This window comes from Leisingera sp. M523 (assembly GCF_025141335.1).
Taxonomy (GTDB): Bacteria; Pseudomonadota; Alphaproteobacteria; order Rhodobacterales; family Rhodobacteraceae; genus Leisingera.
Genome location: NZ_CP081036.1, coordinates 1,965,868 through 1,991,893 on the forward strand (window position 1 = coordinate 1,965,868; position 26,026 = coordinate 1,991,893).

Annotated in this window: 29 protein-coding genes; 15 read left to right on the forward strand and 14 right to left on the reverse strand. The window is 61.6% G+C overall.

Annotated elements, in window-relative coordinates; all coding sequences use genetic code 11:
- Positions 1-73 precede the first annotated feature (73 nt).
- Positions 74-1,477, forward strand: coding sequence for a hypothetical protein (locus K3557_RS09685; RefSeq protein ID WP_259999377.1), 1,404 nt, complete (start codon positions 74-76; stop codon positions 1,475-1,477).
- A gap of 97 nt (positions 1,478-1,574) precedes the next feature.
- On the opposite strand, the gene K3557_RS09690 is transcribed toward K3557_RS09685, so the two are convergent.
- On the reverse strand, positions 1,575-1,838 hold the full coding sequence (locus K3557_RS09690; protein WP_024089791.1) for a DUF2312 domain-containing protein: 264 nt from the start codon (positions 1,836-1,838) through the stop codon (positions 1,575-1,577).
- A 193-nt stretch (positions 1,839-2,031) separates the two neighbouring features.
- Between K3557_RS09690 and K3557_RS09695 the strand changes: the two genes are divergently transcribed.
- Positions 2,032-2,250, forward strand: a complete 219-nt coding sequence (locus K3557_RS09695; RefSeq protein ID WP_024089790.1) for a hypothetical protein — start codon at positions 2,032-2,034, stop codon at positions 2,248-2,250.
- Positions 2,251-2,279: 29 nt separating this feature from the next.
- Here the strand turns inward: K3557_RS09695 and K3557_RS09700 are convergent, their stop codons facing one another.
- Complete coding sequence (locus K3557_RS09700; RefSeq protein ID WP_259984732.1) at positions 2,280-2,495, reverse strand: hypothetical protein; 216 nt, start codon at positions 2,493-2,495, stop codon at positions 2,280-2,282.
- A gap of 293 nt (positions 2,496-2,788) precedes the next feature.
- Between K3557_RS09700 and K3557_RS09705 the strand changes: the two genes are divergently transcribed.
- From K3557_RS09705 to K3557_RS09720, 4 genes are read left to right on the forward strand one after another with little or no spacing between them, the layout of a single operon-like run.
- The gene (locus tag K3557_RS09705) at positions 2,789-3,652 is read left to right on the forward strand and encodes an MBL fold metallo-hydrolase (RefSeq protein ID WP_259999379.1); all 864 of its coding nucleotides are present in this window, start codon (positions 2,789-2,791) and stop codon (positions 3,650-3,652) included.
- 22 nt (positions 3,653-3,674) lie between these two features.
- Complete coding sequence (locus tag K3557_RS09710) at positions 3,675-4,100, forward strand: YeeE/YedE family protein (protein ID WP_259999381.1); 426 nt, start codon at positions 3,675-3,677, stop codon at positions 4,098-4,100.
- Complete coding sequence (locus K3557_RS09715) at positions 4,100-4,534, forward strand: DUF6691 family protein (protein ID WP_259999383.1); 435 nt, start codon at positions 4,100-4,102, stop codon at positions 4,532-4,534. Before K3557_RS09710 ends, K3557_RS09715 begins: the two co-directional genes overlap by 1 nt.
- Positions 4,535-4,545: 11 nt before the next feature.
- Entirely contained in the window at positions 4,546-4,971 is a 426-nt protein-coding gene (locus tag K3557_RS09720; RefSeq protein WP_259999385.1) for a TIGR01244 family sulfur transferase, read from the forward strand.
- A 265-nt stretch (positions 4,972-5,236) separates the two neighbouring features.
- Here K3557_RS09720 and K3557_RS09725 read toward each other — a convergent pair whose 3' ends face one another.
- From K3557_RS09725 to K3557_RS09745, 5 genes are all read right to left on the reverse strand, one after another.
- The gene (locus K3557_RS09725) at positions 5,237-6,589 is read right to left on the reverse strand and encodes a FliM/FliN family flagellar motor C-terminal domain-containing protein (RefSeq protein ID WP_259999387.1); all 1,353 of its coding nucleotides are present in this window, start codon (positions 6,587-6,589) and stop codon (positions 5,237-5,239) included.
- Positions 6,590-6,673: 84 nt separating this feature from the next.
- Positions 6,674-9,352 (reverse strand): ATP-binding protein, encoded by a 2,679-nt coding sequence (locus K3557_RS09730; protein WP_259999389.1) that lies wholly within the window; start codon positions 9,350-9,352, stop codon positions 6,674-6,676.
- Complete coding sequence (locus K3557_RS09735; protein WP_259999391.1) at positions 9,352-9,684, reverse strand: hypothetical protein; 333 nt, start codon at positions 9,682-9,684, stop codon at positions 9,352-9,354. The genes K3557_RS09730 and K3557_RS09735 overlap by 1 nt, the downstream gene beginning before the upstream one ends.
- Positions 9,681-10,061 carry a response regulator transcription factor gene (locus K3557_RS09740; protein WP_259992618.1) on the reverse strand — a complete coding sequence of 127 codons (381 nt, stop codon included), beginning with the start codon at positions 10,059-10,061 and terminating at the stop codon, positions 9,681-9,683. Before K3557_RS09740 ends, K3557_RS09735 begins: the two co-directional genes overlap by 4 nt.
- 92 nt (positions 10,062-10,153) lie before the next feature.
- Positions 10,154-11,452 (reverse strand): helix-turn-helix transcriptional regulator, encoded by a 1,299-nt coding sequence (locus tag K3557_RS09745; RefSeq protein ID WP_259999393.1) that lies wholly within the window; start codon positions 11,450-11,452, stop codon positions 10,154-10,156.
- Positions 11,453-11,683: 231 nt separating this feature from the next.
- On the opposite strand from K3557_RS09745, the gene K3557_RS09750 reads away from it, so the two are divergent.
- From K3557_RS09750 to K3557_RS09770, 5 genes are all read left to right on the forward strand, one after another.
- On the forward strand, positions 11,684-13,030 hold the full coding sequence (locus K3557_RS09750; RefSeq protein WP_259984750.1) for a substrate-binding protein: 1,347 nt from the start codon (positions 11,684-11,686) through the stop codon (positions 13,028-13,030).
- A gap of 131 nt (positions 13,031-13,161) precedes the next feature.
- On the forward strand, positions 13,162-14,184 hold the full coding sequence (locus tag K3557_RS09755; RefSeq protein ID WP_129370641.1) for a branched-chain amino acid ABC transporter permease: 1,023 nt from the start codon (positions 13,162-13,164) through the stop codon (positions 14,182-14,184).
- A gap of 3 nt (positions 14,185-14,187) precedes the next feature.
- On the forward strand, positions 14,188-15,390 hold the full coding sequence (locus K3557_RS09760; RefSeq protein WP_259984753.1) for a branched-chain amino acid ABC transporter permease: 1,203 nt from the start codon (positions 14,188-14,190) through the stop codon (positions 15,388-15,390).
- A gap of 12 nt (positions 15,391-15,402) precedes the next feature.
- Positions 15,403-16,158: an ABC transporter ATP-binding protein gene (locus tag K3557_RS09765; protein WP_259999395.1), complete on the forward strand. Its 756-nt coding sequence runs from the start codon at positions 15,403-15,405 to the stop codon at positions 16,156-16,158.
- Positions 16,159-16,170: 12 nt separating this feature from the next.
- Positions 16,171-16,926, forward strand: coding sequence for an ABC transporter ATP-binding protein (locus tag K3557_RS09770; protein ID WP_259999397.1), 756 nt, complete (start codon positions 16,171-16,173; stop codon positions 16,924-16,926).
- Positions 16,927-17,079: 153 nt separating this feature from the next.
- Here the strand turns inward: K3557_RS09770 and K3557_RS09775 are convergent, their stop codons facing one another.
- Positions 17,080-18,576 carry a class I adenylate-forming enzyme family protein gene (locus tag K3557_RS09775; RefSeq protein ID WP_259999398.1) on the reverse strand — a complete coding sequence of 499 codons (1,497 nt, stop codon included), beginning with the start codon at positions 18,574-18,576 and terminating at the stop codon, positions 17,080-17,082.
- A gap of 91 nt (positions 18,577-18,667) precedes the next feature.
- Between K3557_RS09775 and K3557_RS09780 the strand changes: the two genes are divergently transcribed.
- The 4 genes from K3557_RS09780 (at position 18,668) to aat (ending at position 21,918) form a co-directional block, all read left to right on the forward strand.
- Positions 18,668-19,204 carry a PAS and helix-turn-helix domain-containing protein gene (locus K3557_RS09780; protein ID WP_259984761.1) on the forward strand — a complete coding sequence of 179 codons (537 nt, stop codon included), beginning with the start codon at positions 18,668-18,670 and terminating at the stop codon, positions 19,202-19,204.
- Between the two features lie 156 nt (positions 19,205-19,360).
- Entirely contained in the window at positions 19,361-19,852 is a 492-nt protein-coding gene (accB, locus tag K3557_RS09785) for an acetyl-CoA carboxylase biotin carboxyl carrier protein (RefSeq protein WP_259999400.1), read from the forward strand.
- Between the two features lie 9 nt (positions 19,853-19,861).
- On the forward strand, positions 19,862-21,211 hold the full coding sequence (gene accC / locus K3557_RS09790; RefSeq protein ID WP_259984766.1) for an acetyl-CoA carboxylase biotin carboxylase subunit: 1,350 nt from the start codon (positions 19,862-19,864) through the stop codon (positions 21,209-21,211).
- 74 nt (positions 21,212-21,285) lie between these two features.
- Positions 21,286-21,918 carry a leucyl/phenylalanyl-tRNA--protein transferase gene (gene aat / locus K3557_RS09795; RefSeq protein ID WP_259999402.1) on the forward strand — a complete coding sequence of 211 codons (633 nt, stop codon included), beginning with the start codon at positions 21,286-21,288 and terminating at the stop codon, positions 21,916-21,918.
- Here aat and K3557_RS09800 read toward each other — a convergent pair.
- From K3557_RS09800 to K3557_RS09825, 6 genes are all read right to left on the reverse strand, one after another.
- Positions 21,882-22,244, reverse strand: coding sequence for a DUF2155 domain-containing protein (locus tag K3557_RS09800; RefSeq protein WP_259999404.1), 363 nt, complete (start codon positions 22,242-22,244; stop codon positions 21,882-21,884). The genes aat and K3557_RS09800 overlap by 37 nt on opposite strands.
- The gene (gene mlaD / locus K3557_RS09805; protein ID WP_129370628.1) at positions 22,244-22,699 is read right to left on the reverse strand and encodes an outer membrane lipid asymmetry maintenance protein MlaD; all 456 of its coding nucleotides are present in this window, start codon (positions 22,697-22,699) and stop codon (positions 22,244-22,246) included. Before mlaD ends, K3557_RS09800 begins: the two co-directional genes overlap by 1 nt.
- A 24-nt stretch (positions 22,700-22,723) precedes the next feature.
- The gene (locus K3557_RS09810; RefSeq protein WP_129370627.1) at positions 22,724-23,110 is read right to left on the reverse strand and encodes an NADH:ubiquinone oxidoreductase subunit NDUFA12; all 387 of its coding nucleotides are present in this window, start codon (positions 23,108-23,110) and stop codon (positions 22,724-22,726) included.
- A gap of 133 nt (positions 23,111-23,243) precedes the next feature.
- On the reverse strand, positions 23,244-23,609 hold the full coding sequence (locus K3557_RS09815) for a RidA family protein (RefSeq protein ID WP_259999407.1): 366 nt from the start codon (positions 23,607-23,609) through the stop codon (positions 23,244-23,246).
- A gap of 139 nt (positions 23,610-23,748) precedes the next feature.
- Positions 23,749-25,017 carry an ATP-dependent Clp protease ATP-binding subunit ClpX gene (gene clpX / locus K3557_RS09820; protein WP_129370625.1) on the reverse strand — a complete coding sequence of 423 codons (1,269 nt, stop codon included), beginning with the start codon at positions 25,015-25,017 and terminating at the stop codon, positions 23,749-23,751.
- 149 nt (positions 25,018-25,166) lie between these two features.
- Entirely contained in the window at positions 25,167-25,799 is a 633-nt protein-coding gene (locus K3557_RS09825) for an ATP-dependent Clp protease proteolytic subunit (protein WP_129370624.1), read from the reverse strand.
- Positions 25,800-26,026 lie beyond the last annotated feature (227 nt).

Sequence of the window (26,026 nt, forward strand, 5' to 3'; positions counted from 1 at the left end):
CGGCCAGAGCCTGCGGGGAATTTCAAACTGCTCCGGATTAACCTATAAGGGCATAAAAACGTTGAGGACGGGCATGACAAATCAATCGAATCCATCCGCCAAGCCAGCCGCTCGCGCACCGGCCAGCGCTGCTCTGCCGCGTGAGACAGCGCTGTTTGCGCTGGCGGCAGGCGTCATCATCCTGGCCTCCAGGCTGCTGGCAGCCGGCCTGCTCGACATCCGCCCCGATCCCATTCACCTGGACGGCTCCTACCAGCATCTCCCGGCGCAGCAGCTGCATGACGGTTTGCTGGATGCCCTGCTCACCCTGCACTCCCAGCCTCCGTTCTGGAATTTTCTGCTGGGGATCGCCGCCAAGGCCTGCGGTGCACAAGACGCCTGCATGATCCAGCTGATCTGGAGCTGCCACCTGGTGCTAAGCGTCCTGACCGCCGTCTGCATGTTTGCGGCGCTGCGACTGCTGGTGCAATCGCGGCGCCTGGCCTGGCTGCTGCCGTTGACCTACATTCTGTCGCCGGCCGTGTTTTATTATGAGAATTTCCTCCTCTATGCCCATTTCACCTCAGCGTTTTTTGCGCTGTCCTGCCTCTGTGCCCTGCTGTTTCTGAAATCGCAGAGGACGCTCTATTTCCTGCAGTTCTGCGCCTGTCTGGCGGTGCTGTCATTGACCTGGACGCTGTTCCACCCGATCTACATCCTGCTGGTAGCCGGGCTGCTGCTGTTCAAGACCGCAGCGACCCCTGCCCGTTCGGCCATCCTGGCCCTGACATTGGCAGTCACGCTGCTGCCGTCGGTGAAGAACAAGGCGGTGTTCGGCATCTTCAGCTCCGGCAGCTGGCTTGGCCTCAATGCGTCGCAAACCGCGCCTGAACCGGTCGAAGGCTGCTCGTTCAAAACATTTGCCCAAGTCCACGGGCTGATCGGCCAGCATACCGGCACAGCGCTGAATGATCCGCGGATGATCCCCTATTCCAAGACCTGCCTGAAGAAATCGCTCGAGGTCATCGCTGCCAGCCCGGTGCAATACGCCGCCGGCGTCGTGGTGCGGGCTTCCACCAGCCTGTCGCTGTGGCCGAACGAATATTTTTACCCGCCGCTGAACTGGGACCGTTTCCCAAAGATCCCCGACACCAACCGGGTGCTGACGGCCGAGAACAAGATCATAATCGACCCCAGCATGTCACGTTTCCTGACCCTGGCGCTGAACCTGTTCGCGCTGATCGCCCTGGCGGAACTGGCCCGCCGGGATCAGGACCACACACGCCGGGCCTTCTTTCAGGTGATGCTGCTGTCGGTAGTGCTGTTCCTGGGCGTGGCCCATGCGGTGAACGGGCCGGAACAGGAGCGTATGAGGTACACGCTGCACCCGTTGTTCTGGGGGCTTTATGCGGTGGTGTTCCAGGAGGCCGCCCGGCGCGCAGGGCGGCTGACCCGCCGCATCCGGGTGAAGACCCTGCCGGAAACCGGCAGCTCATAATAAGCCGGATGGACCTGCATCAGCTGGCTGGTGCCGCAAGCGGGCAACCGCCTCCGGCACCAGCAGAAACGCACGCGGGACCGCGGTCCCGCCGGGCTTACATGCCCAGGGCTTCCTTATACATTTCCAGCACCGCTTCTTCTTCGTCGATGTCGTTCTGGTCGCGCTTGCGCAGCGCAATGATCTTACGCATGACTTTGGTGTCGTAGCCGCGTGCTTTGGCTTCGGCCATCACCTCTTTCTGCTGTTCGGCGATGGTCTTCTTTTCTTCGTCCAAACGCTCGAACCGTTCGATGAACTGGCGCAGTTCGCCAGCGGTCACACGGTAGTTTTCGCTTTTTTCGTCTTCGGTGATATCCATCTGCGGCTCCGTCGGCACATGCTGTCAATTGCTGTCGGAGCAAGGGGATACCGCCCTGCCCGCTGCGCCGCAAGCAAGGAAAGCAGCAGAGCCGCTGTAAGCGGCAAAAACCGGCGCCCGTCCCCTCGCGGCTTGCACGCAAAGCCCGGATCAGCTAGGCGCGGCGCAGCGCGAAAACCGCAGGAGCACGCATATGTTCGAACTCATCGTCTGGGCCGGAGCCGCCTTGTCCATCGCCGGTCTGCTGGGCTTGGTCTGGTGCATTGTCCGTGTCGCGCGTGCGCGCCGCCAAAAACTGGACGACGAAGCCCTGCGCGCTGTCGTGCAATCAGTGCTGCCCTACAATCTGGGCGCCCTGCTTTTGTCAGTTCTGGGACTGATGCTGGTTATGACGGGCATTTTCCTGGGCTGAAGCCTGGGGCGCCCTGCCTGACAGACCGGCTAGACCGGCATATTGTCAAACATCTCTTCAACCGCTTCTTCGCACAGTGCGGCTTCCAAACGGCGGAAGCGGCCCGGCACCGCAGCACCCGTCTTGCGCATGTAATCCAGCAACCGGATAAACTCAGGCCGCATGGCAAGCCGGGCAGTACCGGTCTCTCCAAGAATCCGGGTTTCCAGATTCTCGACGGTGTGCAGCAGGTCTTCTTGTGTCATTGGCAGTCCTCCCTGGATCATGATGGGGTTATGCTGGTATTTCACAACAGCTGCGTGAAAGCCCGCAAAAATTAGGCGCTCGACCGCCTATTTGTGAAATTTTGCCGGCCGGTTGACGGTTTTGCAGGCGTCACGCACGCCTGCCAAGCATACTGCAGCGCAACCTTACCCTGTCTTGACACAGGTCAACCGGCTGCGATGATTTCAACGGCACCATCGGTCTACGCACCGGCATCCTTGAAACACATTCTCTAATCAATATATGATTATCCAAACTCAAGGGAGAGCAACAGATGACCCCCGCCGTCAAGGCCTTCTTCGACGAAGCCACCAACACCGTTTCTTATGTGGTGGTTGAGCCTGAGGGCTCCGCCTGTGCCATTATCGACTCTGTTCTGGACTACGACCAGGCAGCGGGCCGCACCGGCACGGCATCAGCCGATGCCATCATCGCCTGGATCAAAAAAGAAGGCCTCCGGACAGAGTGGATCCTGGAAAGCCATGTGCATGCCGACCATCTGTCTGCCGCGCCCTACCTGCAAGAACAGCTGGGTGGCAAGATCGGCATCGGCGCCCAGATCACCGTGATTCAGGACACCTTCGGAAAAATCTTTAATGAAGGCACCGAATTTCAGCGCGACGGCAGCCAGTTCGACCGCCTGTACCGCGAAGGAGACGCCTTCATGATCGGCCAGATGCGCGGCGAGGTGCTGCACACACCGGGCCACACGCCCGCCTGCCTGACCTATGTGATCGGGGACGCGGCCTTTGTCGGCGACACGCTGTTCATGCCGGATTTCGGCACCGCCCGCTGCGACTTTCCCGGCGGGTCTTCAACCGATTTGTATAATTCGATCCAAAAGATCCTGGCGCTGCCCGGCAACACCCGTATCTTTGTCGGCCATGATTACAAGGCGCCGGGCCGCGATGATTACGCCTGGGAAACCACCGTAGGCGAACAAAAGGCGCTGAACGTGCATATCGGCGAAGGGCGCAGCATTGAGGAATTCACCCGAATGCGCGACGCCCGTGATGCGACACTGGGCATGCCGCGTCTGATCCTGCCGTCGCTACAAGTGAATATGCGCGCGGGCCAGATGCCGGAACCGGATGATCAGGGCGATGTCTTTCTAAAGATCCCGATCAACAAGATCTGACCGAAGCAAGCGGAAGGCGATCATGGAAACGGATTGGATTTTGGGCTTGGCGGGCGGCATGCTGGTCGGGCTTGGCGGTGCCGTCTACCTTTTGGGCAACGGCCGCATCATGGGCGCCAGCGGTATTCTGGGCGGGCTGCTGGATGGCAGCGGGCAGAGCACCGCAGGGGAAAGACTAGCCTTCATCACAGGTGTGATTGCCATGCCGTTGCTGATGGGCCTGCTGGCAGGCACACCGGAAACCCATGTCACCAGCAGCGCCACCGTGCTGATCATTGCGGGATTGCTGGTCGGCCTTGGCACGCGGATGGCCAACGGCTGCACGTCCGGTCACGGGGTCTGCGGTGTTTCCCGGCTGTCCTTGCGTGGCATCGCCGCGGCGGCGGCATTCATGCTGGCAGGTATCCTGACGCTGGCAGTTCTGCGCCAGGTTATGGGAGTGATCTGATGCTTCGGATTCTTCTGGCGCTGATTGCAGGCAGCCTGTTTGGCGCCGGGCTAATGCTGTCAGGCATGACTGACACCGCCAAAGTACAAGGGTGGCTGGATGTTTTTGGCCGCTGGGATCCCACACTGGGCTTTGTTATGGGCGGTGCGCTGCTGCCGATGGCACTGGCCTGGCGGCTGGCAAAGGGACGCCAGCCTGCCGCTGGGGGCAGCTTCCCCGCCCTGCCGCGCGCCGGGCTGGACCGGCGGCTGATCCTTGGATCCATTCTGTTCGGCGCGGGATGGGGCCTGGCGGGGCTCTGCCCCGGTCCTGCAATGGCCTCGCTCGGCTATAACGGCTGGCAGGGCGCGCTGTTCCTGGCGGCGATGGCCTGCGGCATGATAGCCGCTCCCAGACTCAGCCGGCATCTGGACCGGCGCGCCGCAAACGCGTAAAGACTCGGGATATGGATGCACGCGTTATTACCCCCCGCTATTCGGTCTCGCCGCAGATCTCGGCTGAGGACTTGCCCGCCATTGCCGACGCCGGCTTTAAAACGGTGATCTGCAACAGACCGGACGCGGAAGTCCCGCCCAGCCATCAGGCTGAGGCGATCCGCGCAGCCGCCGAAGCCGCCGGGCTGCGGTTCGAGGTTCTGCCGCTCACCCATCAGACCATGACACCCGAGAATGCAGCCCGCCAGCGGGAGCTGTATGAAGGCTGCGAAGGCCCGGTGCTGGCCTATTGCGCGTCCGGAACCCGCTGTTCGGTGGTCTGGGCGCTCAGCCAGGCCTGCGATATGTGCGCCGATGACATTCTGCTGAAAACCGAGGCTGCCGGCTATCAGCTGGACGGGTTGCGGCCAGCACTGGATTCCCTGGCGGGAAGTTAACCCTGTGAAAACTCTGCCTGCGTCGAATGTTGCTGGCAGCGGCCAAACCTTTGGCCGACGCGGGAAACCCGGATCTGACCAATACTGATCACCCCAGGCCGGAACCCAATGCGTCAACCGGACCCGGCGCTTGCACTGATGAATGTGCAGGCTGCCAACCGTTTGGGACGGCTATAAGGGTTTGGCTGCTCGCGGCGCCTCCGGGAAAAGGCCCTGGATTCCGGGGCTGAATGATGGCGGTTCGCAGCGCAAACAACCTAATGAATCAGTTATTTCCTGGCAATGCGCCGTCCAGCCCAGCCAATTGCGAGATTTCTGCCGCTGCATCCCCCGGGTCAAAATCCCCCAAGTCGACCGCAGGAAGATCAGGCAAGTCAGGCAGCCCGCCGTCCAACCCATCCATGCCCAAAGCGCCATCGTCGCCGAGACCGGGCAAATCCATTGCGCCCATTCCACCCATTGCGTCATCCATGCCGCCCAGGCCGCCCATGCCGCCGTCAAAACCGCCGTCACCCAGCGCAGGAAGCCCCTCGCCGTCCATACTAAGACCGCCGCCGCCCAGCCCCGGTGCCGCTTCCAATGCAGGCAGGCCCGTGTCGTCCATCGGGTCCTGCAGGCCCTGCGCGGCAATTCCCATATCGAGTGCCGGAGGTCCGCCGCCCATCATGTCGGCGCCTGCCCCGTCGGAGAACCCCATTCCTTCTGCCCCGGCATCGCCTGCCAGCCTGGCCCCGGACTGATTCAGCCGGACTGCACGCGCACCGTTCATTTGGCCCAGGCGCCCCTGTGCAATCGACTGGCCGCCAATGGTCAGCAGGTCGGTTTCATACAGAAAAGCGGAATCCAGCGGCAGCGAATCGCCGACTTTGAGGCCGGTAAAATCCCTTAGGGGCACCCGCATCTTGCACAACACAGCCGACAGCTCCGCCCGGATCGACCCCAGATTGCGGCCCAAGGATGGACCCTGCGCCCCATTGCCCTGACCGTCCTGCAGTTCTTCGGCAGTGGGTTCCGGAAGTATCAGCTTCATCACGCCCTGCATGGCGCCGCAGGCCAGGTCCAGGTTCAACTCGATCACCCGGTAATCCTCAGCCTCCATACCCAGCACCAGGCTGCGCACATTTTCAACCTGTGCGCCAAAGCGGTAACCGGTAAAGATTGCCTGATCCGCTTGGCCATCCAGCATCGCAAACACCTTGCCAAAGGTGCGTTCCAGAAACTCTGCCGTCATGGCTGCATCTGTCGGGGTATAGTGACGCTCGTCCGGTGCTTTGCCCATCACCGTACCGATGGTCTGCTGCTGGATCAGCGCTGTCACCGTAGCTGCATCCATGCTGGCCGCGCCCATTCTGCCATGCGGGCAATCCAGCACCACCAGAAGATCCTTATCCGACAGCTGGTCTGCCAGATCTTCGGGAATGCGGTTGGATTGCCGGGCCGCCAGAACTGCCACCGGCAATCCGCACAGGTCCGCAGCTGCCCGCGCCACCGATCGGCGCAGTGCTTTCAGCGTCAAGGAACTGGTAAGCGCCCCAACACCTTCCTTTGTCGCTGCCAGCTTGCGTGCAAGCACACCCTGCTTGCCGCTGCCTGCCTCTGCTGCTTCTGTTTCAGACATAGGCTGTTTAACCTGCCCCTTGCACGTCCCGTTTCCCCGTTTTTACCCGAAAGGAGGTTAACAACTCCTGTACCTCGGGCCAGGTTACGCAGCCTTTTCGCCTGCTGCGGGTAAGGAAACCCGGAACGCACCGCCGCCGTGCCCCGGCAGATAGGAAACATTGCCGCCCAGCCGTTGCATAACTTCGCGGCAGATTGCCAAGCCAAGCCCCGCACCGCCTGCCCGCTCGGGGCTGACACGCGAAAATTTCTCAAAAATCATCTGTTGAAATTCTGCCGGCACGCCGCTGCCGTTATCAGTGAAGTCGATCTGCAGCCACCCGCTGGTTGCGGAGGCGGAAATGGACAGTTCCGGCTCCGCAGCATCGCAATACTTCTGGGCATTGGCGATCAAATTGATAAAGACCTGCGCCAGCCGGTCGAGGTCGGAGGATATGCGCAACCCTTCCGTTGCGGGATTGCGGCAGACCTTGAGCGGACGGTCTGATCCCGCCAGTGCGGCGGCCACCGCGTGGTCCAGCACGTCCGGCAGGGCGCCCGCCGACATGTTCAGGCTCACCTGACCGTTCTCCAGCACGCTGAGGTCCAGAAGATCGTTCAGCAGCCGGGTCAGCCGCAGCGTTTCGTCATGGATGATCCCGGCATAGTGGCGCTGATCCTGCGCGCTCAGCTGCCCGTCATCGCGCAGGATTTCCGAAAACGCCCGGATCGAGGTCATAGGCGTGCGCAGCTCATGGCTGACCTGGCTAAGGAAGGCGTCCTTCTGTTCAGAAATTTGCGTAAGTTTTTCGTTTGTTTCCCGCAACTTGCGGGCAGTCGCTGTTAGCTCTGCCGATTGCGTCTCCAAGCGGCTGGAATACTCCAGCATCTGGGCGGTTTCATCCGCAACTGCCAGCAGATCCGCAACCGAAACCGAAGAGCCGCCGGCGATCTGGCCAATCATCGCATGCGCTGCCGCCGCGCCGATAGAGGCGCTCAGCTCGCGCTCCAGCCGTTCCAGAAAGGCCGGTGTCGGCTCAGGCAGCGGGCCGCGGCCGCCCTGCCGCAGCCGCTCGCGCTGAAAGAACGCTTGCGCTTCTGCAGCACCCAGAATCCGCTGCGACATGATCATCAGATCTTCGCATTGCGCCACAGATCCGGTCCAGCCGCGCGGGCCGGCGGAATGGTCGAAGACATTGACGAATTGCGCGCCCTGCAGCCGCTCCAGCGGGCTGGGGAAGCTCATCAGCGACACCAGGCAGAACACCAGCGCATTCAGGCTCATCGACCACAAAACGGCGTGAACGGTCGGATCCATGGCTTCGATTCCGAATAGCGCCTCGGGACGCAGCCAGCTAAGGCCAAACAAGCCATCACGCAGGATATGCTCCGGCAACAGCCCGCCGCCCAGGGCCGGCAGCAGCATGGTATAGAGCCAGATGGCAAACCCCACCGTAAGCCCGGCCAGTGCGCCGCTGCGGGTGGCACCGCGCCAGAACAGCCCGCCTACCAGCGCCGGCAGAATTTGCGCCACCCCGGCAAAGGAGATGAGGCCAATGGCGGCCAGCGCCGCAGCGCCGCCGGACAGGTGGTAATAGAAATACCCCAGCGCCATGATCACCGCGATCGACACCCGGCGCGACAGCAGCACTACATCGCGCACATCGCCCGAAACCGACGCCCGGCGGTTCTGCAGCCGCAGCCAGACCGGCATCACGATGTGGTTCGATACCATTGTAGACAGCGCCATGGCGGCCACAATCACCATCGACGTTGCCGAGGAAAACCCGCCGAGAAAAGACAGGACTGCCAACCCCTGCTGCCCCTGCTGCAGCGGTACTGTCAGTACAAACATGTCCGGGTTGGCGCCTGCGGGCAGCAGCTCCAGCCCGACTGCGGCGATGGGGACCACAAACATCGAGATCAGCAGCAGATACAGCGGGAATGCCCATGAGGCGATGCGCAGGTGGCGCTCATCCTCGTTCTCCACCACCATCACCTGGAACATCCGCGGCAGGCAGACAAAGGCCGCCGCGGCCAGAAAGGTAACGGTGGCCCAGCGGCTGCCATCAACGTTCCACTGGCCGATTTGCGAGGCGTCTATCCTCTGCAGCGTCTCTCCCACGCCGCCGGCCACGCCCCAGACCACAAACACCCCAACGGCCAGCAGCGCCGCCAGTTTGACGATGGCCTCGAGCGCCACCGCGGTGACCACCCCGTGGTGACGCTCATTGGCGTTCAGGTTGCGGGTGCCGAACAGAATGGCAAAAACCGCCAGTCCTGCTGCCACCCAGAACACGGTGTAGGTTTCATTATAGCTGCGCAGCGGATCCGCCTCGGCAAAAATGGCAAAGGACAGCGTGATGGATTGCAACTGCAGCGAAATATAGGGCGTGACCCCAATCACCGCGAGAATGGTCACGCCGGCCGCCAGCAGGTTCGACTTGCCATAGCGCGACGACAACAGGTCCGCGATGGATGTGATCCGCTGGCTGCGCCCGATCCGCACCAGTTTTCGCAGGCCCCACCACCATCCGATCATCACCAGCGAGGGACCAAGGTAGATCGTTACGAACTCCAGGCCTGAGCGCGCGGCATAGCCAACCGCGCCGTAAAAAGTCCAGGCAGTGCAATAGATTGACAGCGACAACGTGTAGATCAGCGGCGAGCGCATCCAGGCAGCGCTTTTGCCGCGGGTTGCCATCCGGTCGGCCCAAAAGGCAATGAAAAACAGAAACGCCACATAGGCGAGACAGACAACCGCAAGCACATTCAGCGAGGCCATCAGCGGTTCTCCACCCCGTCCGGAGACCCTGCCCCGTCCGGCCCGCCGCCGGTCCAATGATCCGCCCAACGCTGCACGGCGAGGCTGAAGGCAAAACAAGCGCCGATCAGGCCGGTCCAGACGGCGAAAATATAGATGATGGCCGACGACATACTGACACCATCGCGCGCCGCGGGATGGGTGGAGGCTTCGGGCCACAACAGCGGCAGCGCCAGCAGCAATGCGCCCAGAACCGGCAGCAGGCGGGCAATATCCATCAGCCTGCGGCGGCGGTAGGTCTGGCGTTCCGCGCGGGTGCCTGTTTGCTCTTCGGCGCCGCTCCCCTGTGTCATCCCTGTCCGGCCTGGGCGTGCAGGTCGCGCACCGCCGTCAGCACCTCGGCATTGGAGAAGGGTTTGGTCATAAACCGCGTCACCCCCGCCTTTTCCGCCATCTCGCGGTCGCGCATCTGGCCGCGGGCGGTCAGCATAAGCACCGGCAGTGCGCCCATGCCACCCTCGCTGCGCAGCTCGCGCACGATCTCCAGACCGCTTTTGCCCGGCAGCATAAGATCCAGAATCACCAGATCGGGATTGGCATCGCGGATCACCTCCACCGCGGTGGCACCATCGGTATGCGCATCCACGCTCCAGCCGTCCCGTATCAGCAGAAACCGGATGGCCTCGGTGATATTCGGCTCGTCTTCGATCAGAACAACATGCCTGCCCATCAGCAGAATTTCCTCCCGGCGCCGGCTGCCGGCCAGGCCGGTCCGCAGACGCATTCATTTTTGTGCAGATTAGCCCCGCGGCCGTGTCACTGTCAAAACTCTTCCTTCAGAATCGATGGCTCGCGCCGCGCCGGACAGCCCTGGCGCGGGCAGATCCGGCAACTGGCGCCAACCGGCTGCGGATCCCGTGCATCCTTGGCGCCGGGCAGGATCAGCATAACCGCCCTGTACATAGGATCAGCGCCAAAATCCTGCATCTCCTGCGGCCAGGCCACCGCCATGCAGTCAAAAGCCGCCGCATTGCGCCCCTGCTGCAGAACATTGCGCCGCACCGGGATATTCGGGTGCACAAGCGCAGTATACAACGGCCACAGCGGGCAGGACGCCCCGAAACGCGGCATCGAAAACCCGGTCACAGGCTTGCGGAACAAAAGCGTGCCTGAGGCATCGCAGACCACCAGCCCGGCCTCCTGCCCCAGCACCTCCTCAGGCAGCGCCGCCAGACGGCGCAGCACGGCAGGGAGCCCGCATTTGAAGCGGCGCGCGATCGCCACCGGAGCAACCCCATCCGCCTGGATTTCCTGCTCCAGCGCCTGCAGCGGCATCGCCAAGGCATCCGCCCGGTATTGCGCCAAGGCAGCCTGTGCCAGGCTGCGGGCCGCCGGGCTTGTCAAAGCAGGGGCCGTCTGGACCAGCTGTCCGGGTTCAGCGGAACCATCCTCCAGTGCAGGGAAGTGAAACCCGTTTTCCTGAAAGAAGACCTCGGCCTCCTCTTGCGGCATTCCGCGGCGGTCGTCGCTGGTGTCGCCCTCGTCCAGAAAATTCACCAGCGCCCGGCTGCTCTCGGACAGGCGCAAGGAATCTTCGTTAAGGTTCTTGTGAAAGCGGTCGCGCCACTCCGGCTCCAGCTCGCCAGTTTCCGCAAGGATCGACGCGGTGGAGCGGATCGCAGCAGCAGTCGACAGCACTTCATGCACCGAGGCCGCCAGATTGGGATCATGGGTCAGCCGGTCTGACAGGGTTTCCACCGTGCGTCCCAGCGTGGCAATGCGGCGGTGGCCGGCTGCCAGCACCTCGGCCCAGCCGGGAAACCGGCCGGCAAATTCATCGACCCGGTCCAGCTCGGCCACCGGAACCCCGCTGTCCGCCGCCGCCTCCCGCAGGGTAGAGATCAGGGCCGCCTCGGCCCCCTCGCTCAGCATCGACGGCTCCACCCCCAACACCCCAGCGAGATCAACCAGCAGCTTGCCGCCGATTCTGCGCCGGTTATGTTCGATCAGGTTGAGGTAGGAGGCCGAGATCCCCGCCTCCCGCGCCAATTCGGCCTGACGCATTCCAAGGATCAACCTGCGTTCGCGGATCCGGCTGCCGGTCAGGGTATCGCGTGCCATTATGCGTGGCCTCCCAAAACACTGTCAATTCAACGGCTTTCTGCGTTGCAATATAATACAATTTACAGAACACCACTGAATACTGTTCAGTTATTTACAGAATTTTCAAGCAATAAAAGGGATTTATTGCCTGGCTTTACATAGCGCGCTCATACTGATTTTGCACGAAACGTGCTGGTGCTGCGCAGAAGTGAGGAGCTGCAAGGCACTAATCATATTAGGGAGGAATACATGTCTGAATTTGACGCATCGCGCCGCAGAGTCTTAAAGACCGGCGCAATCGCAGGCGCCGGTATGGCGCTGCCAACGATCTTTACCGCCTCTTCCGCCGCGGCTTTTACCAATGAACCGACCGGCGGCACCGTGACCCTGGGCTTCAATGTGCCCCAGACCGGCCCTTACGCGGACGAAGGCGCCGACGAGCTGCGCGCCTATGAGCTGGCGGTCGAGCATCTGAATGGCGGCGGCGACGGCGGCATGATGAACACCTTCAGCTCCAAGGCGCTGCAAGGGAACGGCATCCTGGGCAAGAAGGTGGAATATGTCACCGGCGACACCCAGACCAAATCCGATGCCGCCCGTGCCTCAGCCAAGTCGATGATCGAAAAAGACGGCGCGGTGATGATCACCGGCGGCTCGTCCTCGGGTGTTGCCATCGCCGTGCAGGGTCTCTGCCAGGAGGCAGGCGTGATCTTCATGGCCGGCCTGACGCATTCCAACGACACCACCGGCAAAGACAAAAAAGCCAACGGTTTCCGCCACTTCTTCAACGGCTATATGTCGGGCGCGGCGCTGGCGCCGGTGCTGAAGAACCTCTATGGCACCGACCGCACCGCTTATCACCTGACCGCCGATTACACCTGGGGCTGGACCCAGGAAGAATCGATTGCAGCCGCCACCGAGGCCCTGGGCTGGAACACCGTGAACAAAGTCCGCACGCCGCTGGCCGCGACCGACTTTTCCTCCTACATCGCGCCGGTTCTGAACTCTGGCGCTGATGTGCTGGTTCTGAACCACTATGGCGGCAACATGGTGAACTCGCTGACCAATGCGGTGCAGTTCGGCCTGCGCGACAAGGTGGTGAACGGCAAGAACTTCGAGATCGTCGTGCCGCTCTACTCCCGCCTGATGGCCAAGGGTGCAGGCGCCAACGTGAAGGGCATTCACGGCTCCACCAACTGGCACTGGACGCTGCAGGACGAAGGCTCCAAAGCGTTCGTCAAATCCTTCGGCACCAAATACGGCTTCCCGCCGAGCCAGGCCGCCCATACCACCTACTGCCAGACGCTGCTTTACGCGGATGCGGTTGAGCGTGCGGGCACCTTCAACCCCTGCGGTGTTGCCGAAGCGCTGGAAGGCTTTGAATTCGATGGGCTGGGCAATGGCAAGACCCTTTACCGCGCCGAAGACCACCAGTGTTTCAAAGACGTTCTGGTGGTGCGCGGCAAGGAAAACCCGACCTCGGAATTCGACCTTCTGGAAGTGGTCGAGGTCACCCCGCGTGCACAGGTGGAATACGCACCGGACCACCCGATGTTTGCCGGCGGCCAACTGGGCTCCTGCAACCCGGGCGCCTGATGCCCGCCACTGGCGCCGGAATTATGCAATAGTTCCGGCCCGGATTCCGTACCGGAATCCGGCTGCGCCGCATCGCGGGTCTTCCGGCATTGCCGGAAGACCCTTCCCTGACCTGACGAACGGTGGGACCCATGGACGCCATTCTCCTGCAAATCCTGAACGGGCTCGACAAAGGCTCGGCCTATGCGCTGATCGCGCTGGGATTGACACTTATCTTCGGCACGCTTGGCGTGGTGAACTTTGCCCATGGGGCCCTGTTCATGATCGGCGCCTTCTGCGCTGTCACCGTGCAACGTTTTCTGAACCTCAGCTTTGAGACCGTCGACGAGACCCAAACCGACTTTCTGGGCAACCCGCTGAAAGTGAAAACCCCCTACGTCGAGGCCTGGTTCGGCCCCGAGTTCGGCGGCTCCATCATCGACTGGGCGGTGCCGCTGGCGATCCTCTTTGCCATCCCGATCATGATCGGCGTCGGCTATGTGATGGAGCGCGGGCTGATCAAGCATTTCTACAAGCGCCCCCATGCGGACCAGATCCTGGTGACCTTCGGCCTTGCCATCGTGCTGCAGGAAGTCATCAAGTATTTCTACGGCGCCAACCCGATCCAGACCCCGGCCCCGGACGCGCTGAACGGCGTGATGAACCTGGGCGCTGTCATCGGCATGGACATCATCTATCCGGTCTGGCGCGTGGTCTATTTCTTTTTTGCAGTGCTGATCATCGGCGGCATCTTCAGCTTCCTGCAATTCACCACATTCGGCATGGTGGTGCGGGCCGGCATGGCCGACCGCGAGACCGTGGGCCTGCTGGGCATCAACATCGACCGCCGTTTCACCATTATGTTCGGCATCGCTGCCGCTGTCGCAGGCCTCGCGGGGGTCATGTACACGCCAATCAACTCGCCCAACTACCATATGGGCATGGATTTCCTGGTCCTCAGCTTCGTGGTGGTGGTTGTCGGCGGCATGGGATCGCTGCCCGGCGCGGTGCTGGCGGGTTTCCTGCTGGGTGTTCTTGAGAGCTTCGCCTCAATGAACGAGATCAAATCGCTGATCCCCGGCATCGACCAGATCATCATCTATGTGGTCGCAATCATCATTCTGCTGACCCGTCCACGGGGCCTGATGGGCCGCAAAGGCGTGATGGAGGACTAAGACATGTTCGGACTGGATAAAAAAGACACCTCTATGCTGATCATCGTCGCCTGCCTGACGCTGTTCGCCCCCTTCATCCTGAACCCCTTCCCCACCGGCAGCGCCATGGCGCAGTTCAACGCGGGCTATCCGGACCTGATGCAGCGCTTTGTGATCTTCGGGATCTTCGCCATCGGATTTAACATCCTGTTTGGCCTCACCGGCTATCTGTCATTCGGCCATGCGGCTTTCCTTGGCGCCGGATCCTACTCGGCCGTCTGGATGTTCAAGCTGGTGGGCATGAACGTGATCCCGGCGATCCTGCTGTCGGTCATCGTTGCAGGCCTGTTTGCGCTGCTGATCGGCTTTGTATCTTTACGCCGCTCCGGCATCTACTTCTCGATCCTGACACTGGCCTTTGCCCAGATGTCCTTTAACCTTGCCTATTCGGTGCTGACCCCGATCACCAATGGCGAAACTGGCCTGCAGCTGACGCTAGAAGACCCGCGCATCCTGGGTGTCTCTGCCACCGCGGACGGCTCAATCCCGGTGACCAGCCTGTTCGGCCTGGAGATGCGTTCAACGTTTGAACTGGCGGTCGGCCCCTGGGCTTTCCAGTTCAACGCGGGCTATTACCTGTGCGCGCTGATCCTGCTGGCGGCCTTCTACCTGTCGATCCGCATCTTCCGCTCGCCCTTTGGCATGATGCTGCGGGCGGTGAAATCGAACCAGCAGCGGATGAACTACACCGGCCTGAACACCCGGCCCTATACCCTGGCGGCCTTTGTGATCTCCGGCATGTATGCCGGTCTGGCTGGCGGCCTGATGGCCTCGATGGACCCCTTGGCAGGCGCTGAGCGAATGCAGTGGACAGCCTCGGGCGAGGTGGTGCTGATGACCATCCTCGGCGGTGCCGGCACGCTGATCGGCCCGGTGCTGGGCGCAGGCTTCATCAAGTACTTCGAGAACATTTTCTCGAAAATCAACGACAACGTGCTGCACAGCTGGTTCAGCTTTATGCCCGACGGGATGGAGGATGCCCTTGTTTTTCTGGTCCACCCCTTCATCGGCAAAGGCTGGCATCTGACCCTGGGTATCCTGTTCATGCTGGTGGTGATCTTCCTGCCGGGCGGCCTGGTTGAGGGCGGCCAGCGGATCAAGGGCTGGCTCAGCCGCCGCAAGGCCAAGGACAGCAATACGTCCGGCAAAACCAACCCCGCGGAATAAGGAGACAACAAAATGGGTATCCTTGAAGTCAAAGACGTGGGGAAACGGTTCGGCGGCCTGCAAGCGCTGTCCGAGGTGAACCTCAGCGTTCAGGAAAACTCGGTCCATGCGATCATCGGACCAAACGGCGCGGGCAAATCCACCCTGCTGAACTGCCTGGTGGGCAAGCTGATCCCCGACACCGGATCCGTCATGTTCGACGGCCAGTCGGTGCTGGGCCGCGCGCCTTACGAGATCAACCAGATGGGTATTTCCCGTGTGTTCCAGACGCCTGAAATCTTTGGTGATCTGACGGTGCTGGAAAACATGATGATCCCTTGCTTTGCCAAGCGCGACGGCGCGTTTGAGCTGAACGCCCTGTCATCGGTGCTGAAGCAGAAAGACATCCTGCAAAAGGCCGAGCATATGCTGGAAGAGATGAACATGGCGGACAAGCGGCACATGCATGCCGCCGCCATGTCCCGCGGCGACAAGCGGCGGCTGGAGATCGGCATGTGCCTCAGCCAGGAACCCCGGCTGCTGCTGCTGGACGAACCCACTGCCGGTATGGCGCGGGCCGACACCAACAACACCATCGACCTGTTGAAACAGATCTCGGACCAGCGCGACATCACCATCGCCATCATCGAACACGACATGCATGTGGTGTTCAGCCTCGCCAACCGGATCACCGTCCTGGCCCAGGGCACGCCGCTGGTCGAGGACGACCCGCAAAACATCCGCGGCAACCCCAAGGTGCGCGAAGCGTACCTGGGCGAGTCGGCGTAAGGAGAAACCAACATGAATGTGAAGCCCGATTTCTCCAAAAGCGCCAATGCGGCCACCACCGCGCCTGCCTTCCTGTCGGTCTGGGATGTCCACGCCTATTACGGTGAAAGCTACATCGTGCAGGGCATCAGCTTCAACGTCCACGAAGGCGAAATCCTGGCCTTGCTGGGCCGCAATGGTGCTGGCAAAACGTCTACCCTGCGCTCGATTGCCCGCACAGGGTCCCCCTTGGTGACCCGCGGTGAAATCTGGCTGGACCATAAACCGCTGCACAAGATGGAATCCTATGAGGCCGCATCCGTGGGCCTGGGCCTGGTGCCTGAGGACCGCCGCATCATCCCCGGCCTGACGGTTGAGGAAAACCTGCAGCTGGCGCAGATCGCGCCGCCCGTCGGCTGGTCGCTGGAGCGTCTGTACGATCTGTTCCCGCGCCTTGGTGAACGGCGCAAGCAGGAGGGCGTGACCCTCTCGGGCGGCGAGCAGCAGATGCTGGCAATTGCCCGCGCGCTGGCCCGCGACATCAAGGTGCTGCTGCTGGACGAACCCTACGAAGGCCTGGCCCCGGTAATCGTCGACGAGATTGAAAAGACCCTCATCCACATCAAGGAACAGGGCATGACAACCATCATTGTTGAGCAGAACGCGGTCCGCGCCCTGGAACTGGCGGACCGTGCGGTGATCCTGGATACCGGCGGCATCGTCTTTGACGGAACCGCCGCCGAGGTTCTGGAAAACGAAGAGCTGCGCGCAGAATACCTGGCGATCTAAAACATCCTTTTGCGTCATGCCGAAACTGGCAGACTGAGGCCACCCCGACCGGGGCTGGCCTCTTTTTCAAGCCTTGCACCTTTTCCAAATCCGCCCTGTTTTTCCTCTTGCCAAAAATATCCCGGGGTTTGGGGCAGAGCCCCAATCTACCTTTTAAAAACGCTCCCGCAGCTCGGTTTTCAGCACCTTGCCATAGTTGTTCTTGGGCAGCGCTTCGATGCGCAGATATGCCTTGGGGCGTTTGAACCGGGCGATCCGGCTGCTGCAAAGGTCATCCAGCTCTGCATCCTGCGCATCTCCCACAACAAAGGCCACCACTTCCTCGCCCCAATCCGCATGGGGCCGGCCCACGACTGAGACCTCGCGCACTTCAGGGTGCAGCAACAAGACTTCCTCCACCTCGCGCGGATAGACGTTGGAACCGCCGGTGATGATCATGTCCTTGGAGCGGTCCTGCAGCGTCAGATAGCCGTCGGCGTCCAAAACCCCCATGTCGCCGGTCATCAGCCAGCCATTGACCAGTGTTCTGGCGGTGGCTTCCGGATTATTCCAATAACCCGGCATCACCACATCGCCGCGCACCATGATCTCTCCGTGGCCGCCGGCGGGCAGGAATTCTCCCTCCGGCGTGCCGATCCGCACCTCAACCACGCTTTGCGCCCTGCCGACACTGGCCAGCCGCTCGCGCCAGCGCGGATGCGCGCGGTCCTGCACGGCATGACGCGGCAGCGCGGTGATCGCCATCGGGCATTCCCCCTGGCCGTAGACCTGCACAAAGACCGGGCCGAAATGCTCCACTGCCTCCACAATGTCGGCCGTATACATCGGCCCGCCTGCGTAAACCACTGTGCGCAGCCCCTCGCCCTTGCGGCCCAGCCGCTTGGCTTCCGAGGTCATCCTTGTGACCATCGTGGGCGCTGCAAACATATGGACCCGCCCGAAATGCGCTGCCAGATCAAAGATCTCCGCCTCGTCAAATCCGCCGGACACCGGGCAGACATGCGCAGCCCCCGCGAGCACATGCTGAATTGCATAAATTCCCGCCCCATGGCTCATCGGTGCCGCATAAAGCGCCTGATCCCCGGCGCTGACCTGATCCACATCAGCGAAATAGGCGATTGCCATGGTCATCAGCATCCGGTGGGTAATCATCACCCCCTTGGGCCGCCCGGTGGTGCCAGAGGTATAGAACAGCCAGGCCAGATCTTCCGGGGCACGGAAAACAGGCTCAACCACAGGCTGCGCTTCCAGGCCAGCGGCAAAGTCTGAACCCGTGATGTCCACACAGCGCACAATCGCCTCTGTTCCCGCAACAGCCTCTGTCAGCCCGGGCGAGGTAAACACCAGCCCCGCACCGGAGTTTTGCAGGATGTATTCCGCCTCCTTGCCATGCAGCTTGGCATTGACCGGCACCGCCGCCGCCCCCGCATACCAAATGCCGTAAAGCGTGATCAGGTAGTCCGGGCAATTCTTCATGAAGATGCCGACCCGGTCCCCCGGCTGCACACCCTGCATCTGCAGCCAGCCCGCCACCGACGCCGCGCGGGCGTGAAAGCCTGCGTAGTCCGCAACCTGCTCCTGTCCCAGAAACAACGCAGGCCGCGCCGCCTCTGCCGCTGCCATGCGCTGCAACCACACTGCAATGTTCATCCGCTTTCCCCTCCGGCTTGCCCGTCGGCGTGCATCGCGGCACGCAAACACCCCCTTCAATTCCGCAGATAGGCCGGGGTAGAAACACCATATGAGCGATCTTGCCTTTGACCATGCCCCTGTGGGCCTTGCCGTGCTGGAACGCCGCGTCATCACGCGGTGCAACCTGCAGTTTGCTTCCACCTTCGGCGGAACTCCCGGTGAATATACCGGCATGCCGATTTCAGGGCTGTACCCCAGCCAGGAGGATTTCAACCGTATCGGCACCCTGTTGCAACAGCCTGAGGCGCAAAGCGGCAGCTACAGCGACGAACGCATCATGCGCCGCCGCGCAGGCGCATTGTTCTGGTGCCGGGTGCGCGGCCGTTCAGTGACACCCGAGACGCCGTTTCAGACCGGCATCTGGTCCTTTGCCGATATATCCGAGGACCGCCCGGTGGTCTCGCTTACCCCGCGCGAGCGCGAAGTGGCGATCCTCACCTGCAAAGGGCTGTCGGCCAAAGAAATCGGCCAGCAGCTGGATCTGTCCTACCGCACAGTGGAAAGCCACCGGGCGCATCTGCTGCAAAAATTCGGCGCCCGCAAGCTGCCGGAACTGGTGGCCAAACTGACCGGCATGCCGCTGTAAGACAAAATACAGTCCGGCAATTGCAAATCAGTTTATCTGCCTCCATGTTACAGCCCGGACCGACGGTGCTTTCCTTGCGGTAATCCTTGCCCTATAAGCGCCCTAATTTCCGGTCCGCCTGCCCTGGCGGGCCTGTCGGAATTGGCTGAGGAAAATATGACAAACAAATCTCACGAAGCTGACGTGGCATTCATCAAGGCGCTGGCGGAATTGCTGCGCGAAAACGATCTGACCGAACTGCAGGTTAAGCGGGACTACGGCGACGACGACAGCCTGAATGTGCGTGTCTCCCGCCAGACCGCCATGGCCGCACCGGTACAGGTTGCGATGCCCGCCGCCGCTGCTCCGGTTGCAGCAGCTGCCCCTGCCGCCACCCCTGCCCCCGCTGCCGCCAGCGATGACCCGGCCAGCCACCCCGGCGCTGTGGCCTCGCCGATGGTCGGCACTGTCTATCTGCAGGCCGAGCCCGGTTCGCCCGCCTTTATCTCCGTGGGCAAGCAAGTCAACGAAGGCGACACTCTGCTGATCGTCGAAGCCATGAAGACCATGAACCACATTCCGGCGCCGAAATCGGGCACCGTGAAGCGCATTCTGGTTGAAGACGGCGCCGCCGTTGAATTCGGAACCCCCCTGGCCATCATCGAGTAAGGATCTGCAATGTTTGACAAGATCCTGATTGCCAACCGCGGCGAGATTGCCCTGCGCGTGATCCGTGCCTGCCGGGAAATGGGCATCAAATCGGTTGCGGTGCACTCCACCGCGGATGCCGACGCAATGCACGTGCGCATGGCCGATGAATCGGTCTGCATCGGCCCGCCGTCCAGCACCCAAAGCTACCTGTCGATCCCGGCCATCATCTCGGCGGCCGAAATCACCGGCGCCCAGGCGATTCACCCGGGCTATGGCTTCCTGTCGGAAAACGCCAACTTTGTGCAGATCATCGAAGACCACGGGCTGACCTTCATCGGCCCCTCGGCTGCGCATATCCGCATCATGGGCGACAAGATCACCGCCAAGGAAACCGCCCTGAACCTCGGCATTCCGGTTGTTCCGGGATCTGAGGGCGGCGTGCCCGACATCGCCGCGGCCAAAAAAGCCGCCGCAGACATGGGCTATCCGGTGATCATCAAGGCCACCGCCGGCGGCGGCGGCCGCGGCATGAAAGTGGCCTTGAACGAAAAAGAGCTGGCCAACGCCTTCTCCACTGCCCGTTCCGAAGCCAAGGCTGCCTTTGGCAATGACGAAGTCTATATGGAGAAATACCTCCAGAAGCCGCGTCACATCGAAGTGCAGGTTTTTGGCGACGGCAAAGAGACCGGCATCCATCTGGCGGAACGTGACTGCTCGCTGCAGCGCCGCCACCAGAAGGTGTTCGAAGAGGCCCCCGGCCCCTGCATCACCCCGGAAGAGCGCGCCCGCATCGGCAAGATTTGCGCCGACGCAATTGGCAAGATGGGCTACTCCGGTGCCGGCACCGTGGAATTCCTCTATGAAGACGGCGAGTTCTATTTCATCGAAATGAACACCCGCCTGCAGGTGGAACACCCGGTGACCGAGGCGATTTTCGGCGTCGATCTGGTGCGCGAGCAGATCAGGGTCGCCGAAGGGCTGCCGATGTCGTTCACTCAGGACGATCTGGAAATCAACGGCCACGCCATCGAGGTGCGGATCAACGCCGAAAAGCTGCCGAACTTTGCCCCCTGCCCGGGCAAGATCACCCAGTACCACGCCCCCGGCGGATTGGGTGTGCGGATGGATTCGGCGCTGTATGACGGCTATTCGATCCCGCCCTATTACGACTCGCTGATCGGCAAGCTGATCGTGCATGGCCGGGACCGGACCGAGGCGCTGGCCCGTCTGAACCGCGCCCTGGGCGAGCTGATCATCGACGGCATCGACACCACCGTGCCGCTGTTCCATGCGCTGCTGCAGGAACAGGATATCCACACCGGCGACTACGGCATCCACTGGCTGGAACGCTGGCTGGAAGAAAACCAGCCCGGATAACTTCAGCGGGGCGCGCCACTGGCTGCGCCCCGTTTTACATTTGCCTGCCTTTTCCCGTTATACTGGCCAGCACCATGAGCTTAACTGCGGACCTATTGCTGCACGCCTATTCTGCCGGTGTTTTTCCAATGGCCGAACACCGCGACGACCCCGAGATTTTCTGGGTCGATCCCAAGCGGCGTGGCATTCTGCCGCTGGATGGCTTCCGCATCTCCCGCTCGCTGGCCAAACGGATCCGCAATGGCGGCTTTGAGATCACCGTGAACCAGGATTTCGGCGGTGTCGTAGACGGTTGCGCCGACCGGACCGAGACCTGGATCAACGGGGAAATCCGCGACCGCTACCTGGATCTGCACCTGATGGGCAACGCCCATTCGCTGGAAGTCTGGCAGGACGGTATTCTGGCCGGCGGCACCTATGGCGTCTCTCTGGGCGGCGCCTTTTTCGGCGAAAGCATGTTCTCGCGCCGCCGCGATGCCTCCAAAGTGGCACTGGCCTATCTGACGGACCGGCTGGTGCAGGCGGGCTACAGCCTGTGCGACACGCAATTCCTGACCACGCATCTTGCGTCGCTTGGCGGAATTGAGGTTACCCGCGCGCGTTACCGGGCCCTATTGCGCGAGGCCCTGAAAACGGATGCGGATTTTGCCCTGCCGGCTGTGCCCGCACCTCAGCTGCTGCTGCAGCGCATGACCCAGACATCATAACGGTTGTGGTCCAGCGCGTTCAGCGCCGGACTGGACGCCACCATCCAGCCCCGGAAATGCGTCGCACCATCGTCGGGGTTCCGCACGGTCAGATAGGCATAGGCATCCCCGGTCGGGTTCTCTGCCGGAAAACGGCAGTCCGACACGGTCACCAGCAGGCCGAACATTTCCGAACTGCCGCCGATCGCCACTTCCGCATCCATGGTATGGCCGTTGACCTTGTCCAGCGCCCTTAGCACCGCAGCACTGCCCTGTGCCGCCTGCTGCTCCTGGCCCCAGGCCGGCATGGCCAGCGCACAAGCCACGGCCGCCACAGTAAAGCGCATCAGGAATCGCCCTCGCCGCCGCCGGCGACAAATTTGACCAGCAGCGAAATCAGGCTGACCGCGCCCTGTGTGTCCTCGATCTCATCCCCTGCCTCAAAGGCAAAGGGCGAGCCGCCGGGCATGATCTCGACAAAGTTACCACCCAGCAGCCCTTCGGAGGAGATCACCACCGCGCTGTCATCCGGGATTTCGATGCCCTCGTTGACAGAAAACATGGTATCTGCGCGGAAGGTTTCCGGGTTCAGGCCAACGCCGGTCACGGTACCGATCTTGACGCCGGCCAGCCGAACGTCGGTGCCGACACTGACCCCTTCCAGAGAACGGAAAGACGCGTTCAGATCATAGGTCGCGCCGCCGCGCGACAGGCCGGCCGCTTGACCGGCATAGACGGCAAAAGCAACAGCAGCAGCCAGCACGACGCCGCCGGCAAAAACTTCGGTAGGATTGTGGGACATGAAATCAGCCTTCTGGCAGATGTTTTATTCGGGCACCCAGGCCTCATAATCGCGGCGTTCCTTGGGTTCGCCGCCTGCACGGATCGAGCCCGCCGGCGCATAGGCCATCATGGTGCCGGTCAGGTTTTCCTGATGCGGCTTTTCCCAGGCCTTGTGCTTCAAGGGTTTCTCGCTGGGCAGCTCGTCAAAGGTACGGTGCAGCCAGCCGTGCCAGTCGGGGCTGACGCGCGAGGCTTCGACCTCGCCGTTGAACATCACCCAGCGCTTGCTGTCATCGGCATTGCGGTAGAACACATTGCCCTGATCATCCTCGCCCACCTTGATGCCCTTGCGGGCGGTGAACATCCGGGTGTTCAGGGTGGCGCCGTTCCACCATGTCACAGCGCTCAGAAGAGTGTTCAGGATTCCCATCGGTGCCTCCGGATTTTTCCATTTCTGATATGGCCCAATTTCCCGCCAAGGTCCAGTGGCTTGCACCCCTCTGGACGGGTCACGGCGGGAATTGGCAGTTTTGCCTGAGGCGCGTTTCCCGCACCTGACAGGATCAGCCTGCCGCTGGGGCCAGCGCCGTCACTTCAATCTCAATGCGGAACTTGGGATCGATCAGGTTGCACTCGATCATTGTCGCCGCAGGCGGGTTGGCGCCAAAGACCTCAGCCAGAACCGGCCAGCAGGGTTCGAACTCCGCCGCATCCGGCAGATAATAGTTCACCCGCACCACATCGGCAAAGCCAGCGCCCGCCTTCTGCAAGGCACCGCCAATGGTTTCAAGCGCAGACTTGCACTGTGCCACCACATCATCGCCCTGCCCGACGGTGCCGGCCACATGCACGAAGCCGCCAGCCACAACAGCGCGGCAATATCCGATCTTGGCCTCAAACTCACCGCCTGAAGAAATACGTTTGATCACTGCCCTGCTCCTTCCTCTTGCCCGAAATATCCCGGGGGCGCAGCGGCCTCCCGCTGCGGGGGCAGCGCCCCTATCAAACCCGCCCCCAAAAGCAAACGGCGCGGAAAGGACCGCGCCGTTTGTCTCAATCTCTATGAATTCACCCGGCCGATGCCGGCTCTTTCTCGGCATCCGCATGGATCATCAGCGGCTGCGCATCCGAGGTCACCGCCTCCTCATTGACAACCACCTTGGTCACGCTGTCCATACCCGGCAGATCGAACATGGTATCCAGCAGGATATCCTCCATGATCGACCGCAAACCGCGGGCACCGGTCTTGCGTTCGATTGCTTTCTTGGCAATCGCACTCAGCGCCTCGTCGGTAAAATCCAGTTCGGTGTCTTCCAGCTCGAACAGGCGCTGATACTGTTTGACCAAAGCGTTCTTGGGCTGGGTCAGAATGATAACCAGCGCGTCTTCGTCCAGATCTTCCAGCGTTGCCAGCACCGGCAGTCGGCCGACAAATTCCGGGATCAGCCCGAATTTCAGCAGATCTTCCGGCTCCAGCTCCTGGAACACTTCGCCGACGCCGCGGTCATCGTTGTCGCGCACATCCGCGCCAAAGCCCATCGCAGACCCTTTGCCGCGGGCCGAGATGATCTTGTCCAGCCCGGCAAAAGCACCGCCGCAGATGAACAGGATGTTGGTGGTGTCGACCTGCAGGAATTCCTGCTGCGGATGCTTGCGCCCGCCCTGCGGCGGCACCGAGGCAACGGTGCCTTCCATCAGTTTCAAAAGCGCCTGCTGCACGCCCTCGCCCGATACGTCGCGGGTGATCGAGGGGTTTTCCGACTTGCGGGTGATCTTGTCGACCTCGTCGATATAGACGATGCCGCGCTGCGCGCGCTCGACGTTGTATTCGGACGATTGCAGCAGCTTCAGGATGATATTCTCGACATCCTCGCCCACATAACCGGCCTCGGTCAGCGTGGTGGCGTCCGCCATGGTGAACGGCACATCCAGGATCCGCGCCAGCGTCTGCGCCAGCAAGGTCTTGCCGCAGCCGGTGGGGCCGATCAGCAGGATGTTCGATTTCGCCAGTTCAATGTCCGACCCGGCCTTTTGGGCGTGGTTCAAACGTTTGTAGTGATTGTGCACCGCAACCGACAGCACCCGCTTGGCGGTGGCCTGGCCGATCACATAGTCATCCAGAACCTGGCAGATGTCCTTGGGCGTCGGCACGCCGTCGGTGGCCTTCAGCCCGGAAGCCTTGGTTTCTTCACGGATGATATCCATGCACAGTTCAACGCATTCATCGCAAATGAATACGGTGGGGCCTGCGATCAGCTTGCGCACTTCATGCTGGCTCTTGCCGCAGAAGCTGCAATAGAGGGTGTTTTTGCTGTCGCCGCCTGAATTCGTCGCCATGGTCTACCTTTCAGTCCGCCCGGTCCGCTGCTCCCGCACTGCGGGGCTACTCAACTTTCTGCCAGCTTAAGCGAGTGCTTAGGCCGCCACAATGTGAAAGTGCGCCCCATTTCAAACACGGGGCACACGGCTGTTCACAACGCCAGGCGTTACGCCTGCTCTTCGTCGCCTTTGGCGCGGTTCTCGACGATCTCATCGATCAGGCCGAACTCTTTGGCTTCTTCCGGCGCCATGAAATTGTCCCGCTCCAGCGCGTCGACGATCTTGTCGTATTCCTGGCCGGTGTGCTTGACGTAGATCTCGTTCAGGCGCTTCTTCAGCTTCAGGGTTTCCTCGGCGTGGATCATGATGTCTGTCGCCTGGCCCTGGAACCCGCCAGAGGGCTGGTGCACCATCACCCGGGAATTGGGCAGGCTGAACCGCATGCCTTTTTCGCCGGCGGTCAGCAGCAGCGACCCCATCGAGGCCGCCTGGCCGATCACCAGGGTCGAAACCTTGGGCTTGATGTACTGCATGGTGTCATAGATCGACAGGCCGCTCGTCACCACGCCGCCGGGGCTGTTGATGTACATCGAGATTTCCTTGGACGGGTTTTCCGCCTCAAGATGCAGCAGCTGCGCCACGATCAGCGAACTCATGCCGTCATGCACCGGACCATTCAGAAAGATGATCCGCTCCTTCAGCAGGCGGGAAAAAATGTCATAGGCCCGCTCGCCCCGGCTGGTCTGCTCCACCACCATCGGGACCAGGGTATTCATGTATGTTTCTCTGGGATCAATCATTTCGACCTGCCTGCGTTGTTTATGTCCGGCACCATACCCGACAGTGTGTTACCTGAGTCTTAGTATCGCCACTTTTGAGCTGCAAGGGGCGGCGGCCATTTTACGGTGCCGCAAAGCTGCATACCGTGTCGCAATCCGCTGGAACGCTGTCGCTATTCTCGGGCTGCGGCGCCCGGCAGCACCTTAGGAAACAAACTCAAGTCCGAATTCCACCCGGGGGGCCAAAT